The sequence below is a fragment of the Chitinophaga sp. CCNWYY40 genome, assembly GCF_037483205.1.
In the GTDB taxonomy this organism is placed as follows: domain Bacteria; phylum Bacteroidota; class Bacteroidia; order Chitinophagales; family Chitinophagaceae; genus Chitinophaga; species Chitinophaga ginsengisegetis.
Map to the genome: position 1 here is coordinate 272,749 of NZ_JBBHLF010000006.1, position 14,535 is coordinate 287,283.

Below are 14,535 nucleotides of genomic sequence, written 5' to 3' on the forward strand. Positions count from 1 at the left end.
CGCACATTGCGGGAAAGCCGGGCATTAATGTACCTGTTAAAAATGTTTGCGGATAAAAGCAGCCGTTTCGTTAATCGCGGTATTCCCTTCTTCAATCATGCCGCCCATTTGAAAGAACCCGTGTATCATGCCTTCATACAAGGTTTCCTGAACCGGTACGCCACTCCTGCGGAGCGCTGCGGCATAGGCCATGCCTTCATCTCTTAACGGATCGTACTCCGCAGTAATAACCAGTGCAGGTGGCAGTCCTGTAAGATCTTCCGCCAGCAGTGGCGCGGCATCCGGATGTTGCCTGTTTTGCGGGTGGGGACTGTATAACGACCATGCCAGCTCTGCTCCGGCCAGGTCCAGGTTCAATCCTTCCGCAAACTCCTTCCAGGAAGGCGTTTGGAGCGAAGCATCGGTAACCGGGTAAATCAATGCCTGGAAGCGCAGCGCCGGACCGTTATGCTCTTTTGCATGCCGGGCAATTACGGTGGCCAGTGCTGCACCGGCGCTGTCACCGGCCACGCCTATACGATTCGCATCTACCTGTAGTTCAGCTGCATGCGCCGCGATCCACTGTACCACGGCGATGCCTTCTTTTAACCCTTTGGGGAACGGATGTTCGGGCGCCAGGGCATAGTCTATCGATATCACTACACAATCCGCCGCATTGGTTAATGCGCGCAGGGGCGTATCGTGTGTATCGAGGCTGCCTAAATAAAACCATCCGCCATGAAAATAAACGGTTACCGGCAGGCCGGGGGTATCTGAAGGCCTGTAAATGCGTACGTTTACCGGGCCTTCGGTAGTAGGCAGTGTAAGGTTTTGCACGTTCTTTACAATGGCAGGTGTGCCGGCCATCGGTATAAACCGGTAGTAAAAATCGCGTGCGCCCGCAATGGGGTCTGTTTGTGCAGGGTCAGTTGGTATGTGATTGATATAGTCCAATGCCGCCTGTACGGCGGGTTTAAATGCCAGATCTGTCGTCATGTGATGTAATAATTTATTTTATGATCACAAAGCTGGCATTCCTACGGCTATAAAGAAAATAATATAGTTTATTGCTGGCTATAAGAATATTTATGTGCAAATTAAGGCACCACGGTAATAAATAAGTAAGTAGCCAATATTACCAGCAGCACAATCCCCTGCAGGATATTGGTTTTTCCTGCATTAAAGGAGATGCTGATGGTAAAGAGAGAGAGGATGAGTAACAGTGTGGATTTGGCATCAATACCAAGCGTAATTTTGAAATCCAGCGTGTGAGCTACTATGGCTACTGCGGGAATAGTAAGACCAATACTTGCCAGCGCCGAACCCAGTGCCAGGTTCAAACTTGTTTGCAACCGGTTTTGTGAGGCGGCCCTGATAGCAGCCAGTCCCTCCGGCAGAAGAATAACAGCCGCAATGATAACGCCCACCAGGCTTTTAGGCGCGCCCAGGTTCACCACGATGGTTTCAATAACAGGCGATAATTTTTTCGACAGCAACACTACTACTGCCAGGGCTATTAATAAAAACACCAGGCTCACGGTGGTAGTTAGTCCGGATGGGGGTGCGGCGTGCGTATCTTCATCACCCGGCGCTGCATCTTTTGGCAGGAAATAATCGCGGTGCCTGACCGTTTGTACCGCTACAAAACCGCCATACAACACCAAAGAAATGATGGCTACAAATATCAGCTGGCTGCTGGAATAAACAGGACCCGCTTCGGTAGTAGTATAATTTGGTAAGACGAGGGTTAAAACGGAGATCGCCGTTAATGCGACCAATGCGGCGCTGACACCGGCTTTTATATACGCCTGCTCTTTAAAACGGTAGCCGCCTATAAATAAAGACATTCCAATGATACCGGAAAGGATCAGCATAATAGCAGCAAACACGGTATCTCTTGCCAGCGTTGCGCCCTGATCCGCTTCATTCAACATAATGGATACAATCAGTGATACTTCTATCACCGTAATAGCGAGCGCCAGAATGAGGGTACCATACGGCTCTCCCACCTTATGCGCTACCACTTCCGCATGATGCACGGCAGATAATACCACCGTAATGAGCGCCAGGCCCATCACTGCTGATAATACGCCACTCTGCTGTTCCCCTGCGAATCCTAATAAAGCCAACCCGATCACTGGACTGATAAGACACCATAACGGGAGCGTAATTTTCCATTTCCTGTAGAGAAAGTGATTGAATGCCATGTGTTTAATTTACAAAAATTTATGCACATGGCCGCATGTATCTGTCAGCATCAGCGATCACACGATCCGGTTGTTTTCCAGCAAAGGACTGATGTTATTCCCGGTAATAATCTTTCAGGCTGCCGTTTGGGGTGAAGCTGATGAAATACTTTTCCCGGCTGCCATTGATGGACTGGGGATACCAGGTAATACTGTTTCCATGGAAAATGCCGTAAATATGTGTAAGAGGTTTGGCGCCTGCAACATCTTCCGCTTTGCGGTTGTAGTTCCGGTATACTGCGGCTGCGCTTGCAAAGCTGATATCATCAAGACTAACAAGTGATTCGCTGATATTATCACGCACAGACATCTGCACTGGTTTGGGTTCCTCCCATTTCCCTTTGCTATAGTTGTATTCATCAATATATTCAGGGTTCTGCGGATGCTGAATAGTTACATTTATCCGTCCGTCTTCATAAAAATGAATGGATCTGTAGAGATGGATACCTTTCCCTGCAAAGGCCGGTAATTCACGAAGCGCGCGTTCGGCGGCCACCAGCTTTCCGGCATTGCCAAGAAAATCATTGTCGCCGGATGTTTTGGTGGAATTGTATATGATAGTGGTACCATTGCGTTGTTCCACCACCGTAGTATGGGTTGTGCTGGAACTGGTGCTCAGGTGGGTGCTTGTGCTGGAACTGGTGGTAGTACTGGTTTCTTCTTCACCGGATGGAAGATCTTTATAGCTGCTGTCTGTATCGCTGCCATACAAGGTGTCGTGTATGGATTCCCGGAACTGGTTACAGGACATACACATCATCAATGCTATTATAATGCCGGTCATCTTTTGTAAACGCATCTTCATTATATTTTTAATCCTCTATATCACTGGCAAATGCTACCTGTTGAGGATTTTCTTTCAGATAAAAAACAGGGACAGACTCCTGCCTGGTCATACCCAGATCCAGTAGCGGCACTATTTTCTTTAACGAGGCGGTATGGGTTTTACCCAAATCATCCTGGTAGCGTAACTCAAATCGTACCTGGGGTTGCTCATTAATATACGTGCCTGTTTGCTCGGCGGATACAATTTGTGCATCTGTGCGCAAGCCGTAGTACTTAAGCTGCAACGCATTGTCCGGCGTGCCTATAAAGAGTTTCAGCAGCCAACCAAACCCGATGCGGCTCACCAGCAAAATCAGGGGACATAAAAGAAGCGGATGATAGAAGGCCATAAAGCGCCAGCCCCGTCCGTGGTTCTCTAACATATAGGAATATACGTAGTAGCCCACTATTGCGGCCACTACCAGCAACCATGCAAGGCACATCATGATTATCCGGCCTGCTTTTATTCCTACCGTTACGCCATCCAGTGTTAAATGAGGCACTGCTTTAAGTTTTCCATCGATCAGCAGTTGAATGGTTTTACCTACATCGTAGCGGTTCAGCTCCGGTTTGGTATCGTTCACCGTCAACTGTTCCGTGATTCCGGTGCCACAGAAATTCTCCAGGGAACAGGTGATTTCACGGGTCACAACATCCTTTCCTTCAGCCGGTAGTTCCTTACTGGTTAATACACGTGCATTTTTTTTCACCCCTTCCTTTAAAAGACGCAGGATATTGCCTCTCATGATAAAGGGCAGTATAATCCATTTCCTGAACCAGCTCTGGATCAATATGATCCATAGTATTGCGGACACGGCCAGCCAGGTGAGCGCCAGCCAGGGCGCGGTGCCACCATCCCCATCAATCACGCCATACTCTGTATTGTAATAGATGAGCATGGGAAAAGGGATGGCAAAGAAAAGCATGTAAATGAACCAGAAGTAATTCCAAAAACCTTTCATTCAGCTAATTTAATTATTAAATTTAAGGGAAACATTTTTACAACCCGGTCAGTCTTTCCTATAGATTACCTTATTCTCAAACTCACCCAGCATCACGCGGCCATAAATCACTTTCGTCCAGCCGTTTTCAAAACCGTGATTATTGGCGATCAGGTAACCTTTATTGGTATCTTTTTTAATCACCTTGTGCGCGTCAATATAGCGGCCTTTTACCTTGCAAAAAACGATATCGCCAATGGCATATTCTGTTTCTTTTACAAAGGTGAGCAGGGTACCGCTTTTCAAAATGGGTAACATAGAGGAGCCAAAGGCTTTCATTTTTCCTGTGCCGGTGGTTTCCAGTCCGGACTTTAATCTTTCGTACTTGTTCATGTTGTTTTTAATTGATTGAATAAAAAAATGGATGACCATATAGTAAAATGATCGTAGTGGAGGCTCGTGGAGTTGCTGAAGCCAATATGCGGAAGGATTAACTGAAGCGGGCAAATTCAATTGTAAGCATGATGGTGAAACTCTGTTGGGCTACACAAGATGGGCGGGTATAACAAATGGTATGCTGTGAAATAACAAAACCTGCGGGCAGCGCAGGCATCAAACTATTTGGGGATACTGCCGGGGCATTTTCTATAAAGAACAACTGCGGCAAAAATAATAAAATTTTCTATTCTGCCAGATAAAAAAAACGTGATACAGGAATTGTATCACGTTTTTTTTGATGCATTTTTATTTTGCAGGAGTAATGACGATGTTTCTGAACTCAATAGGACCGTGATCTCCCTGGAAATAGATCGGGCCGGGTTCACCTTCGTTGCTATCCAGTGCGCCGCCGGTGATACCGGGAATGGCTGCGTTGCAGATAATGGTTTTGCCGTTAGCCACAACGGTTACTAAGCGACCCACCAGTGTAATATCAAATGTTTGCCATTGGCCGGGACCGAGTACCGCCATGTCGTTTGGTACCAGGAATCCGTATACTCCCCCAAACAGGTGACTGGATGGCGGATCTGTTTTTGGATTGTCGATGATCTGTGTTTCATAGCGGCCTCTCAGGTAAACGCCGCTGTTGCTTCCTGCCTGGTACCGGAATTCCACATGCAGCTTAAAATCGGTGAATTTTTGCTCAGAGATCAGGTTAGCGCCGGAATGCGGGCTGGTAAGGATGCCATCCTTCACGATCCATTGGTTCTGACCCAGTGCTTTCCAGCCGGTGAGGTCTTTTCCATTAAACAGTTTCACGGGTTTGCCCCAGGCTGGCGCTGCAGTTCTTTTAAGATCCGGTGCTTTTACGCCGGTGAAAGAATAGGACTGTCCGTCGCTGGTATGAATAGTACCGCTTATGCCGGCATCGGTTACGGTGCCTTCCAGCGTCAGGTCGCGGTCTTCCCGTTCCCATTGCGGCGGAATAGAGAAGCTGAACTTCCCGTTATCAAAGTTTACTTTAGAGATGGGTCTGGCACTTCCGCCGGTGCTTACAAAGCGGCCTACGAGGGTTTTAAAACCGGAAAGCTCCACTTCCAGCCAGGAGGGCTTATCTACGCCGTTTTCGCTGACTTTGATATCCCAGGCGCCAATCAGGGCCCCGCCTTTTACGGCTTCGGTCTTAATAGCTGATACCTGTGCCATTACACCGGCAGGACTCACTAATCCCAGCCCCATGCAGCATATCAGACCTGCGATAATACTTTTTCTATTCATGTTCATGTCCATGTTTATTGAAGAAAGCTATAAAGATAAATATTTGATCCTGCTTCTTATAGCACTTTATCAGGTTTATTTAAAACCGCAGCGAAACCTATAATTATCGTGATACCCACCGGCGCACCCTCCTGTAACATTTGCTCCGTCACCCGCGTTAAACGATCAAAGCTATCCCCATGCATATTTCTACCTATATTAAATTCCCGGTTATTATCGCGGCTATCCTGGTACTGGGCGGATGCACAAAGGAGAAGTGCACCAAAACCATCACAACAAAAATACACACACCCATTCTGATGGCGCTGTCGGACTACTGGAGTTCCATCAAATCGCAGGCGCCAAAGGAAATTTCCCACACCGGCAAGATCTATGTGAAAGACCAGTATATTTTTGTGAATGAGCCTTATGCCGGCATCCACGTTATTGATAACAGTAATCCATCGTCCCCTCAGAAAGTTTCTTTTTTAAATGTGATGGGAAATGCAGACATCGCCATAAAGGGGAATTTCCTTTATGCCGACAGCTATACTGACCTGATCGTATTCAATATCAGCGATCCGCGTAATATCGCGTTTGTTAAACGGATACCGGAAGCCACCAGCTACCCTACCGACGCAAACGGTATGATAGTAGGATGGCGCTTAAAGCAGGACAGTATGGTGATTGGCTATACCGTTAAGGATACCACTTACTGCGATTGTTCTTCAGACCGCGACATGATATACTTTGCCAGCGCAGAGGTAGCCGCTTCTTATAAAAACCAGGCCGGCACCGGGAAAGGCGGGTCTATGGCCAGGTTCACTATCGCCAAAAATTATCTCTATACCGTAAATTCGTGGCAGCTGAAAGCATTTGATCTCACCGATGCCGCTAATCCGGCGTTTAAAAGCCTGCAAACCTTTAACACGTTTATTGAAACTATTTTCCCATATGGCGAATATCTTTTTATCGGCAGCCAGAGCGCGATGTTCATTTATGATATCACGAATCCGGCGGCACCTGCCAAACGCTCCATGGTTACCCATTTCAGGGCGTGCGACCCGGTAGTGGTGGAAGGAAACAGGGCATATGTTACCATCAGAAGCGGCGCCATATGCGCAGGTAACATCAATCAGCTGCAGATCTTTGATATCAGTAATGTGGATAGTCCCGTGAAATTGAGTACTACTGAAATGCAAAACCCGCACGGTTTAGGTATCGATAACGGGAAGCTCTTTGTTTGTGAAGGACAGTTCGGGCTCCGCTTCATGGATGCCACAAGTATCAGTAATATCACCACTACAAAGCTTATAACAGGACCGGATACTTATGATGTAATTCCTTTTGAAAACCAGCACCGCCTGCTGGTAAGCGCCAGGGATGGGATTTATCAATACGACTACAGCTCAATGACCAACCCGCAGCTGTTAAGTAAAATAAACGTAGTGGGTAATCCTTATTAATCGGTCATTTTAATAGTTGCCCAATCGCTGCTTCCAGCGAATCCATAAAGTTAACCTGACGACCTTTATTGCTTTCGTAAATGAAATCCCTGATGCTTTTTCCGGGGTATTTTGAAAAGTCGCCGATGATGACCAGCCGCGACCTGTAATTGGAGAACTTCTGGAGAATTTCTCCTGCGACACCGGTTTTCAGATCAAAGAACGCCGGTGTGATATTTTTCTCACGGATAATCATTTTATCGAAGTCCTGGTAATGCAGATCCATAATTAACTGCAGCGCCTCATCAGGCGTTTGTATCAGTACTTCATCTGCAACTAGTTCTGCTATCCTCGTATTTCCGTTCCCGTGTATTGTTATCTTCATATCAGTAACTATTAAAAACAGCCAGTTTATACATATTATCATCCTCCGGGGTTGCAAAATACAGCCAGCTTTCCAATGCTACCCTGGCTGTGCAGGGGCCGTAGGTAATGATTCTTATTTTTCTTTGCAGCGACTCCTTTTTCAGGATCGCTAAAACCTCCTGCATAATTTCTCCCCTGAAAGGAGTAAACATAAAAAATACCGTTCCTTCCGAATAGTCTGCTTCCCGCGCATCTACATTTGTGAATATAACATCCGGCAGACAGAGTGCTGCAGCGCAATCCCCTGCATAATCGCAGAAAGCCGGCTCCAACTCTATTCCCCTGGTGGGGATTCCGGTAAGAAGATGTACGAGGATAGCTACCTGTCCCAGGCCGGCGCCGATATCAAAAAAGATATCTTCTTTTACGAAATGTACTTTCTCTACGAGTTCAAACACGATCCTGGCCGGGGTTTTCTGATAATACACCATTTCAGGTTCAAGCTCCCTGGTTTGTTCCGGCATCGTTTGAAGAGGAGATAATCCGTTGATAAAGATATCCAGGTTATCATAGCCTGTTTCTTCAGAGCTGGTATCCACGTATTCATTCACCAGGTTTTTGAACCCATTCGTAGTATACCCGGCTGCTTTGATGGTTTGCTGAAGTTGCTGAAAGAGGTTAACATCAATTTCTTCCAGCTTAGCCTTTACCTTTTCAGCGCGGTTCCTGAGTAAGATCAGCTGATCCGGTTGATCTGTTCCCGGCAGGAGTTCATCAATCCGGCCGAGAACCTGGAAATCGATAAAGTCTATCGCCTCTATACGCTTATCAAATTCATGCTCCTGGTAGAGTGCCGGATTTTTCTCTGTTTCGGCGATATACAGTTGTAGCTCAAAAATGGTCATCTTTGCCGTGGGATCGCTATTAGCAATTTACTTTCCTATCACCTGCTTTCTGTGTTCCATCCCCCAATCATGCAGTGAATCCAGTATTTTTTCGATAGAGGTGCCATGTTGGGTGATTGAGTATTCAACCGTGGGGGGAAAAGTATTATGCACTTCTCTTTTTATCAGTTTATTTGCTTCCAGCGTTTTCAATTCTTTTGACAGTACTTTATCCGTAATACCACCTACCTCCTTTGATATTTGTTTGAAACGCTTGTTCCCGGTAGATAAAGAAAGCATGATAAGCAGCTTCCATCTGCCTTCCAGGGCTTCCAAAGCATCTTTTATAGCCAATACGCTATGTGGGCATCCTTCCCTTGTCAGCATTTTTTTATCCTTTTATTCAAACGATGTTTTCACGTTACTATCCGATCGGATAGCGCTATCCAACGGGATAGTACTATCACAAGTATAGCAAATGTAGATACTTTTGCTGCATAATTGATAACAGCTTTAAAAAATAACAATGACAGCTAAAACGAAGCGTATCCTATCCATGGTACTGATGGCCATTCCCATTATAGTGCTTGTGGTGGGAGGAGTAATGAAACTAATTGGAGCGGAGCCGGAATCAGTGATGCAGTTCCTGACAAAATCGGGGTTTGGCAACTATATAAAAGCACTCGGTGTAACTGAGCTGATCATTGCAGCGTTGTTGCTTTACCCGGTAACCAATAAAACCGGGTTCCTGCTGGCAAGCTGTTATTTCGGCGGCGCCCTGTGCCTGGAAATATCCGGTGGACAGCCCACTGCTTCCGTTGTATTTCTGGCGATACTCTGGATCTCCATGTTTCTAAAATCCAAAGAGATGTTTCTGCCGCTAAACAAATGATGACACTCCGGGGAATAGAAGTACCAAATTCTTTTATGCCTTCAATACAAAGATGATGGACACCGGGCTTTGACTTTGAGGATGCAACGGTTCTTCTATTTTCCGGATTGTTAATCCTGCTTCGCTGAACAGCGATACCCACGCCCCCAATGTTCTGAAGTACCACTCATAAGGTTGTTCGAAATCTCTTTTCAAACCTTTCCAACTCCCTTCCTTCCACCCGGCAACATAGGGTTCCTGCTGCGCAATTGCAGATGGGTGTAATGTTTGAATAAACACCAGTCCTCCGGGAACAATCAATTTCTTTATATTCTTCAACAGTGTTTCCGAATCTGTTTTATCCAGCAGCGCAAAATTAATGACAGCTGCGTCCGGCCTGTTTCCGATAGTATATTTACCTGTAGCCAGGTCATTGAAGCTGGCTACTGCATAGTGATTCCCGCCTTTTTCAATGGCATTTTCTATTAAAGCGCTGATAGCGTCTACACCAAAGGCCACGACTCCTTTGTTTTGCAAACAACGGGTGAGCCATCCTTCGCCGCAGCCGATGTCTAATATTGACTGAATATTGTGGGAACAAATTGTGTTCACAATAGCATCATTGGTTACCAGTATCCTGGTTTCAATTTCTGCGTTATCAATGGATGCAATCCAGTTATGGGCATTGGCGTGCCAGGAAGCAGTTATTTTTGTTGATTGATCCATGATTTGTTTTTTGATGGTTTTGTAATCGCCAGCTTTAGCAAACCGACTACACTCATTTTATTAAGCGCCCTCTGCGCGGGAGGCTCCTTTTGCTTCTTACAAATTACGAAATATAATGTTTCCGTCCCTTTCCGGGGCTCAAAAGGGTTGTATCATAGCATATACATACCCATTCTGTGTATCACTTCACCCAAATACCGGTGATAGCCCGGTATATAGAAGAGGCACCCCGGGTAAGAGCGCTTCTGGTATGCTAATTGCATTTTTGTATTTAAATCTGTATTGAATAACCTAAAAAACTGTTTATGAAACCGATTCTTAGCGTCATTGGAGTGTTGTTGTTATCAGCCATCCTTTTTGTTTCCTGTAGTAAAGACACCGATCCTGCAGACACTGATATCTTTGCCGGTACTTTCAGGGGAAAGATCGGGTATGTTGACTCTGAGAAAAATATCACCCAGGACAATGGCAGCGTTTTCGTCACAAAAATTGGTACCCGGTATGATTTCAGGTTTTCCGACGGCATCCCTGATCTTACTGGTGTGCAGTTTGAAAAGAAAGACGATAACACGATGACAAGCGTCGGTTCTTCAGGTACCGGCCTTATAACAATTAATAAAGACAAGCTTATAATAGGCTTTGCAAGGGACGGCAGGTCCTGGACTGCAGACTGTGGCAGATAATATTTTGTGTAAACAATCCCGGAACGGTGCATTCCCCCGTTCCGGGATTCTGCTGATTTTGATAATTATTTTGTATATATTCGTCGTAATCAGAACACATAATGCTTTATGAAAAGATACGCCTTCATCATTCTTTTATTCATTTCATTTTCCGGGTATGCCCAGAATACGATCAATAATTACAAATATGTGGTGATACCGGAAAGATTTAATTTTTCGCGGGAAGATAACCAGTATGGATTAAACACCGTAGCCAAAGCGCTGCTGGAAGAAAAAGGGTTTACTGTTTATTTCGACAATTCAGAAATACCAAAAGAACTGGCCGGCAATAGATGCAACGCCCTGAATGCTGATGTGGTGCAGAAAAAAGGACTGTTTGTTACCAATCTTACACTTTTACTAAAGGACTGCAAAGGTAATGTCATCTTTAAAAGTAAAGAAGGTAAAAGCAGGGAGAAAGAATTTGCCGCTTCCTATAACCTCGCTTTAAGAGACGCCTTTACCTCACTGAATGATGTACCATACGCGTATGACGGAACTGTTAGTGAAGCGCCCCAGCAGGCCGTTGCCCCGGCAGTAGCCCCGGCTCCCACTCCTGCTGCTACTACAACACCTGCCGTTGCAGAAACAAAGGAAGCTGCCGGCACATTATATGCCCAGGCAACCGCTAACGGATATCAGTTAATTGACACCTCTCCGAAAAAAGTACTGACATTATTTAAAACTTCCGTACAGGATTATTTTATTGCCGATAACGAGGCATCTCATGGAATAGTGCTGAAGAAGAACGGAGATTGGTATTTTGAATATTATAAAGATAATAAACTGATCTCGGAAAAACTGCTGATTAAGTTTTAATGACTATCTGCTTTCAGAAAAAAAGCCTTCAGATCTAACGATTTGAAGGCTTTTTCTTATTCAGTAATAATTGCATTTTTTACTTTGTCAGTATCTTAAGAAAATCTATAAAGCTATCGGCGGCTTTCTCAAACTCCCAATATCCCATGCCATGCTGGCTGTATAATACAGGAGCATCACCATTGCTGATCACCGACAAATCCAGGCAGTAAGGATCTCCGCCATCATCGGCGATTACCAACAGATGCAGGGGCCACTCCGGTATAACCTCATTGGTAACGGTATTCAGCGAATATCCGGATTGACGCGCTATCAGCTCCTGTGCGCCGTAGAGATGTAGCCCCTGCTCAAAGCTGTAGCCATCGATCTGTACGTGCAGCGGTGAAAAATTTCTGAGGAATAACGCATATGTTTCCGGTAACGTCCATTTTTCAGTAATACGCACCAGGTCATTTTCGTTGGCCACCACCAGGTGATTATCGGGATTGGCCTTATCATAGCGCTGCTTCCGCAGTTTCGCCAGTTTCTTTTCAAGCTTTGCGGCCAGGTTTTCCAATGGCGTTACCGGCTCCAGCAATGCAGGGTGCGTTACCGGCGGCGCGTATCCTACGCCCTGAGGATACCCTTCCTCCTGCCACTGCAACAACGCCTGAACGGGCAACTGCTCAGGTTTCCAATAGCCGGGATCAACAGGGAGGCCACTGTCGAATGTTTGTTGGCTGTGTACCGACAGGCATTTGATGGCATTTGCACGGACGGCCAATTCCACGGCTTCATCAGTTGCCATTGTTACCAGTAAGGGGTAAGCTTCCTTCCCGGTTGTTTTCAGAAATCCGTTAACCGCCCAGTAGGCCGTTGCAGGATCGGTAAGCGCCCATTTAAAAAATGGCGCATAAGCCGCTTCGCCCTCCTGCACCAGGCCGAGAATATCTGTCATCAGGAAACCACGCCAATGTTTTAATCCGCCCTCCCTGGCATACTGCATGAATGCGTGTATCACAGCTTCCCGATCCGATTCTGCAAAAAGCTTTATCAATTTATCTTTATGACGGGAAAACTTTATCCCATCCGTTTCTTCAAATAACTTGCGCTCCAGTTCTTCTCTCCCGATTATCTTCATAATGGAAAAATCTTCGTTTAAAATTATTCACCTGGTCAAAAATAGCGCATTCATACTAAAATTACCCTATCCAGTGCAGATAAATAGCTACCGGCATCATGGCCAGTATAAACGGCACTATAATGGAAAATATAATACCGCTGTACCTGATGAGTGTATTGTATTTCACATGATTCAGGCCCAATGATTGAAAAGCGCTTTTGAACCCGTGCAATAAGTGCCAGAAAAGCGAGAAACAGCCAATGAGATATATCACAACTTCTACCGGGTGATGAAATTTCTCCAGCATCATTTCATACAACGGCAGCTCTTCTCCGTGCAGAAACTGATTTGTGCGGTTGGGAATCCAGAAATTGGAAGTATGCACTACCAGGAACAACAAAATGATCGTTCCCAGCAACGCCATGCTCCTGCTATACCAGGTGCTGTTGGCACCCGGTTTGTTTACACGGTATTTCACAGGCCGGGCATCCCTGTTTTTCTTCCATAACCATAAGCCCTGTACAATATGCGTGATAAACGCAAGCACCAATACAATTTCAATTGTCCGGATTACCACGTTGGTAGCCATAAAATGCGCCCAAAGGGTAAAGGTTTGGCCACCGTCGTTATAAAAGATCATGGCATTAACGAAACAATGCACCACAAGAAAGCTGATCAGAAACAACCCGGTTGTTGCCATGAGGAATTTCTTACCGATAGAACTTGACAAAAATGTAATAAACCAGTTCATGATATAATAATGTTTTTAACCGGCTAAAGCCGGGACTAAAGAAGGATGTTATGCTGAGGATATAGTTTCGGTGGAAGGTCTTTTTCTTCCAGCAGTTCACGCAGTTCTATTTCAATATCGCGGCATATACTGGTGAGCGGTACATCGTTCGCGCTGCCTTCAAAAGGATTTTCAGTGCTTTCGCCAATTTGTTCCAGCGAGGTATACATCCAGGAAATCATGATGCTGAAGGGAACCACGAGCCATACCATATGTCCTTTTACAGCTCCTTCCACCAACTCATTGAGCTTATCAAAATCCCTCAACAATCCAAACGGCAGCAGCAGGCAAAAGATCCTGATAAAAAAACTGTTAACCACGGCATATTGCCGCGGATACGGACTATTTTTCACCTGCTCGCTTTTAGCCTGGCTGATATAAAACTCTTTGAGTCCCTTCTCCATTTCAAGAAACTGTGCAATCTGCATCTGCTGCTCATCAAAACTTTTTCGCAATAATTTGCCCTGGTTCGCCAAAATGCGGGCTGCGGTATTGCTGGCCGCTAACACCTCTTTTAGTTCCTGGCCGGAAAGATATTTTGCCAGCTCTTTGTTTAACGGCGTTTCCCTTTCTGCCACACGGTAAAACCGCTGGTACTCTGTATTATGCTTCCGGTCTATTGTTTCCCATGTGCGTGGTGTCCGCATTTCATAGCGAAGCGCCGTTAACCAGGCCATATGACGATAGATCAGCTCCCGTGTTGTAGCTGTATTGGAGAAGAAATCCCTGCTGAATATCCCCCATGACCTGCTGAGGCTCACGATAGATGTCCAAACCTGTTGTGCTTCATTGGTGCGGTTATAGGTCTGCGTATTTTTGAATCCGACGGTAAATGCGGTGGCTGTGCCTAACAACGCTACCACCGTCCAGGGGATGCTAATCCATTCCAGGCCGCATGTTTCGTATAGTATCACCGGTACGATGCTTATAACCATCAGTATATATATCTTTCTTCGTGTCCAGAAGAGAAATTCCCCGAATTTGTATGATTTACCTTCATGCATTTTTTTAGTCTTTCTGTTTTGTATTGTTAGTTTACAATCAACAGGCCAGCAAAAAAATTCATTAGAAATCAGGTGATTATCTTTAAACCGGCAAAAAAATTACACGATATTTCGTCATTT

General features: G+C 45.5%; 17 protein-coding genes. 4 read left to right on the forward strand and 13 right to left on the reverse strand.

The genetic code is table 11. The features are described 5' to 3' along the window. Positions 1 to 36: 36 nt before the first annotated feature. The 6 genes from V7S65_RS23865 to V7S65_RS23890 form a co-directional block, all read right to left on the reverse strand. A complete protein-coding gene (locus V7S65_RS23865) occupies positions 37 to 975 on the reverse strand; it encodes an alpha/beta hydrolase (protein WP_336388034.1) in 939 nt (312 codons plus the stop codon). A gap of 101 nt (positions 976 to 1,076) precedes the next feature. Further along, positions 1,077 to 2,186, reverse strand: a complete 1,110-nt coding sequence (locus V7S65_RS23870; RefSeq protein WP_336388035.1) for a calcium:proton antiporter — start codon at positions 2,184 to 2,186, stop codon at positions 1,077 to 1,079. Positions 2,187 to 2,280: 94 nt separating this feature from the next. Further along, positions 2,281 to 3,024 (reverse strand): hypothetical protein, encoded by a 744-nt coding sequence (locus V7S65_RS23875; protein ID WP_336388036.1) that lies wholly within the window; start codon positions 3,022 to 3,024, stop codon positions 2,281 to 2,283. A gap of 13 nt (positions 3,025 to 3,037) precedes the next feature. Beyond that, positions 3,038 to 4,012 (reverse strand): hypothetical protein, encoded by a 975-nt coding sequence (locus tag V7S65_RS23880; RefSeq protein ID WP_111579267.1) that lies wholly within the window; start codon positions 4,010 to 4,012, stop codon positions 3,038 to 3,040. 48 nt (positions 4,013 to 4,060) lie between these two features. Then, entirely contained in the window at positions 4,061 to 4,384 is a 324-nt protein-coding gene (locus V7S65_RS23885) for a S24 family peptidase (protein WP_111579266.1), read from the reverse strand. A 351-nt stretch (positions 4,385 to 4,735) separates the two neighbouring features. Continuing rightward, positions 4,736 to 5,707, reverse strand: coding sequence for a 3-keto-disaccharide hydrolase (locus tag V7S65_RS23890; protein ID WP_336388037.1), 972 nt, complete (start codon positions 5,705 to 5,707; stop codon positions 4,736 to 4,738). Positions 5,708 to 5,886: 179 nt separating this feature from the next. Here V7S65_RS23890 and V7S65_RS23895 point away from each other — a divergent pair, with 179 nt between their 5' ends. Continuing rightward, complete coding sequence (locus V7S65_RS23895) at positions 5,887 to 7,152, forward strand: LVIVD repeat-containing protein (protein ID WP_336388038.1); 1,266 nt, start codon at positions 5,887 to 5,889, stop codon at positions 7,150 to 7,152. Positions 7,153 to 7,156: 4 nt separating this feature from the next. Here the strand turns inward: V7S65_RS23895 and V7S65_RS23900 are convergent, their stop codons facing one another. From V7S65_RS23900 to V7S65_RS23910, 3 genes are read right to left on the reverse strand one after another with little or no spacing between them, the layout of a single operon-like run. After that, positions 7,157 to 7,516 carry a DUF4180 domain-containing protein gene (locus V7S65_RS23900; RefSeq protein WP_079472658.1) on the reverse strand — a complete coding sequence of 120 codons (360 nt, stop codon included), beginning with the start codon at positions 7,514 to 7,516 and terminating at the stop codon, positions 7,157 to 7,159. A gap of 1 nt (position 7,517) precedes the next feature. Further along, positions 7,518 to 8,402 (reverse strand): hypothetical protein, encoded by an 885-nt coding sequence (locus V7S65_RS23905; RefSeq protein WP_336388039.1) that lies wholly within the window; start codon positions 8,400 to 8,402, stop codon positions 7,518 to 7,520. 27 nt (positions 8,403 to 8,429) lie between these two features. Continuing rightward, positions 8,430 to 8,768: a winged helix-turn-helix transcriptional regulator gene (locus V7S65_RS23910; RefSeq protein ID WP_079472656.1), complete on the reverse strand. Its 339-nt coding sequence runs from the start codon at positions 8,766 to 8,768 to the stop codon at positions 8,430 to 8,432. A gap of 139 nt (positions 8,769 to 8,907) precedes the next feature. Here V7S65_RS23910 and V7S65_RS23915 point away from each other — a divergent pair, with 139 nt between their 5' ends. Further along, on the forward strand, positions 8,908 to 9,273 hold the full coding sequence (locus tag V7S65_RS23915; protein ID WP_336388040.1) for a DoxX family protein: 366 nt from the start codon (positions 8,908 to 8,910) through the stop codon (positions 9,271 to 9,273). Positions 9,274 to 9,306: 33 nt separating this feature from the next. Here the strand turns inward: V7S65_RS23915 and V7S65_RS23920 are convergent, their stop codons facing one another. Next, positions 9,307 to 9,978: a class I SAM-dependent methyltransferase gene (locus tag V7S65_RS23920; protein WP_336388041.1), complete on the reverse strand. Its 672-nt coding sequence runs from the start codon at positions 9,976 to 9,978 to the stop codon at positions 9,307 to 9,309. 305 nt (positions 9,979 to 10,283) lie between these two features. Here V7S65_RS23920 and V7S65_RS23925 point away from each other — a divergent pair, with 305 nt between their 5' ends. Together V7S65_RS23925 and V7S65_RS23930 are read left to right on the forward strand one after the other, a co-directional pair. Then, entirely contained in the window at positions 10,284 to 10,661 is a 378-nt protein-coding gene (locus V7S65_RS23925; RefSeq protein WP_336388042.1) for a hypothetical protein, read from the forward strand. A 108-nt stretch (positions 10,662 to 10,769) separates the two neighbouring features. Then, positions 10,770 to 11,519 carry a hypothetical protein gene (locus tag V7S65_RS23930; RefSeq protein WP_079472652.1) on the forward strand — a complete coding sequence of 250 codons (750 nt, stop codon included), beginning with the start codon at positions 10,770 to 10,772 and terminating at the stop codon, positions 11,517 to 11,519. 79 nt (positions 11,520 to 11,598) lie between these two features. Here V7S65_RS23930 and V7S65_RS23935 read toward each other — a convergent pair whose 3' ends face one another. The 3 genes from V7S65_RS23935 to V7S65_RS23945 all read right to left on the reverse strand — a co-directional run bounded on the left by V7S65_RS23935 (position 11,599) and on the right by V7S65_RS23945 (position 14,415). Further along, on the reverse strand, positions 11,599 to 12,639 hold the full coding sequence (locus tag V7S65_RS23935) for an SMI1/KNR4 family protein (RefSeq protein WP_336388043.1): 1,041 nt from the start codon (positions 12,637 to 12,639) through the stop codon (positions 11,599 to 11,601). A 61-nt stretch (positions 12,640 to 12,700) separates the two neighbouring features. Then, complete coding sequence (locus V7S65_RS23940) at positions 12,701 to 13,372, reverse strand: succinate dehydrogenase cytochrome b subunit (protein ID WP_336388044.1); 672 nt, start codon at positions 13,370 to 13,372, stop codon at positions 12,701 to 12,703. Positions 13,373 to 13,407: 35 nt separating this feature from the next. Further along, positions 13,408 to 14,415, reverse strand: a complete 1,008-nt coding sequence (locus V7S65_RS23945) for a bestrophin family protein (protein WP_336388045.1) — start codon at positions 14,413 to 14,415, stop codon at positions 13,408 to 13,410. Positions 14,416 to 14,535: the final 120 nt, after the last annotated feature.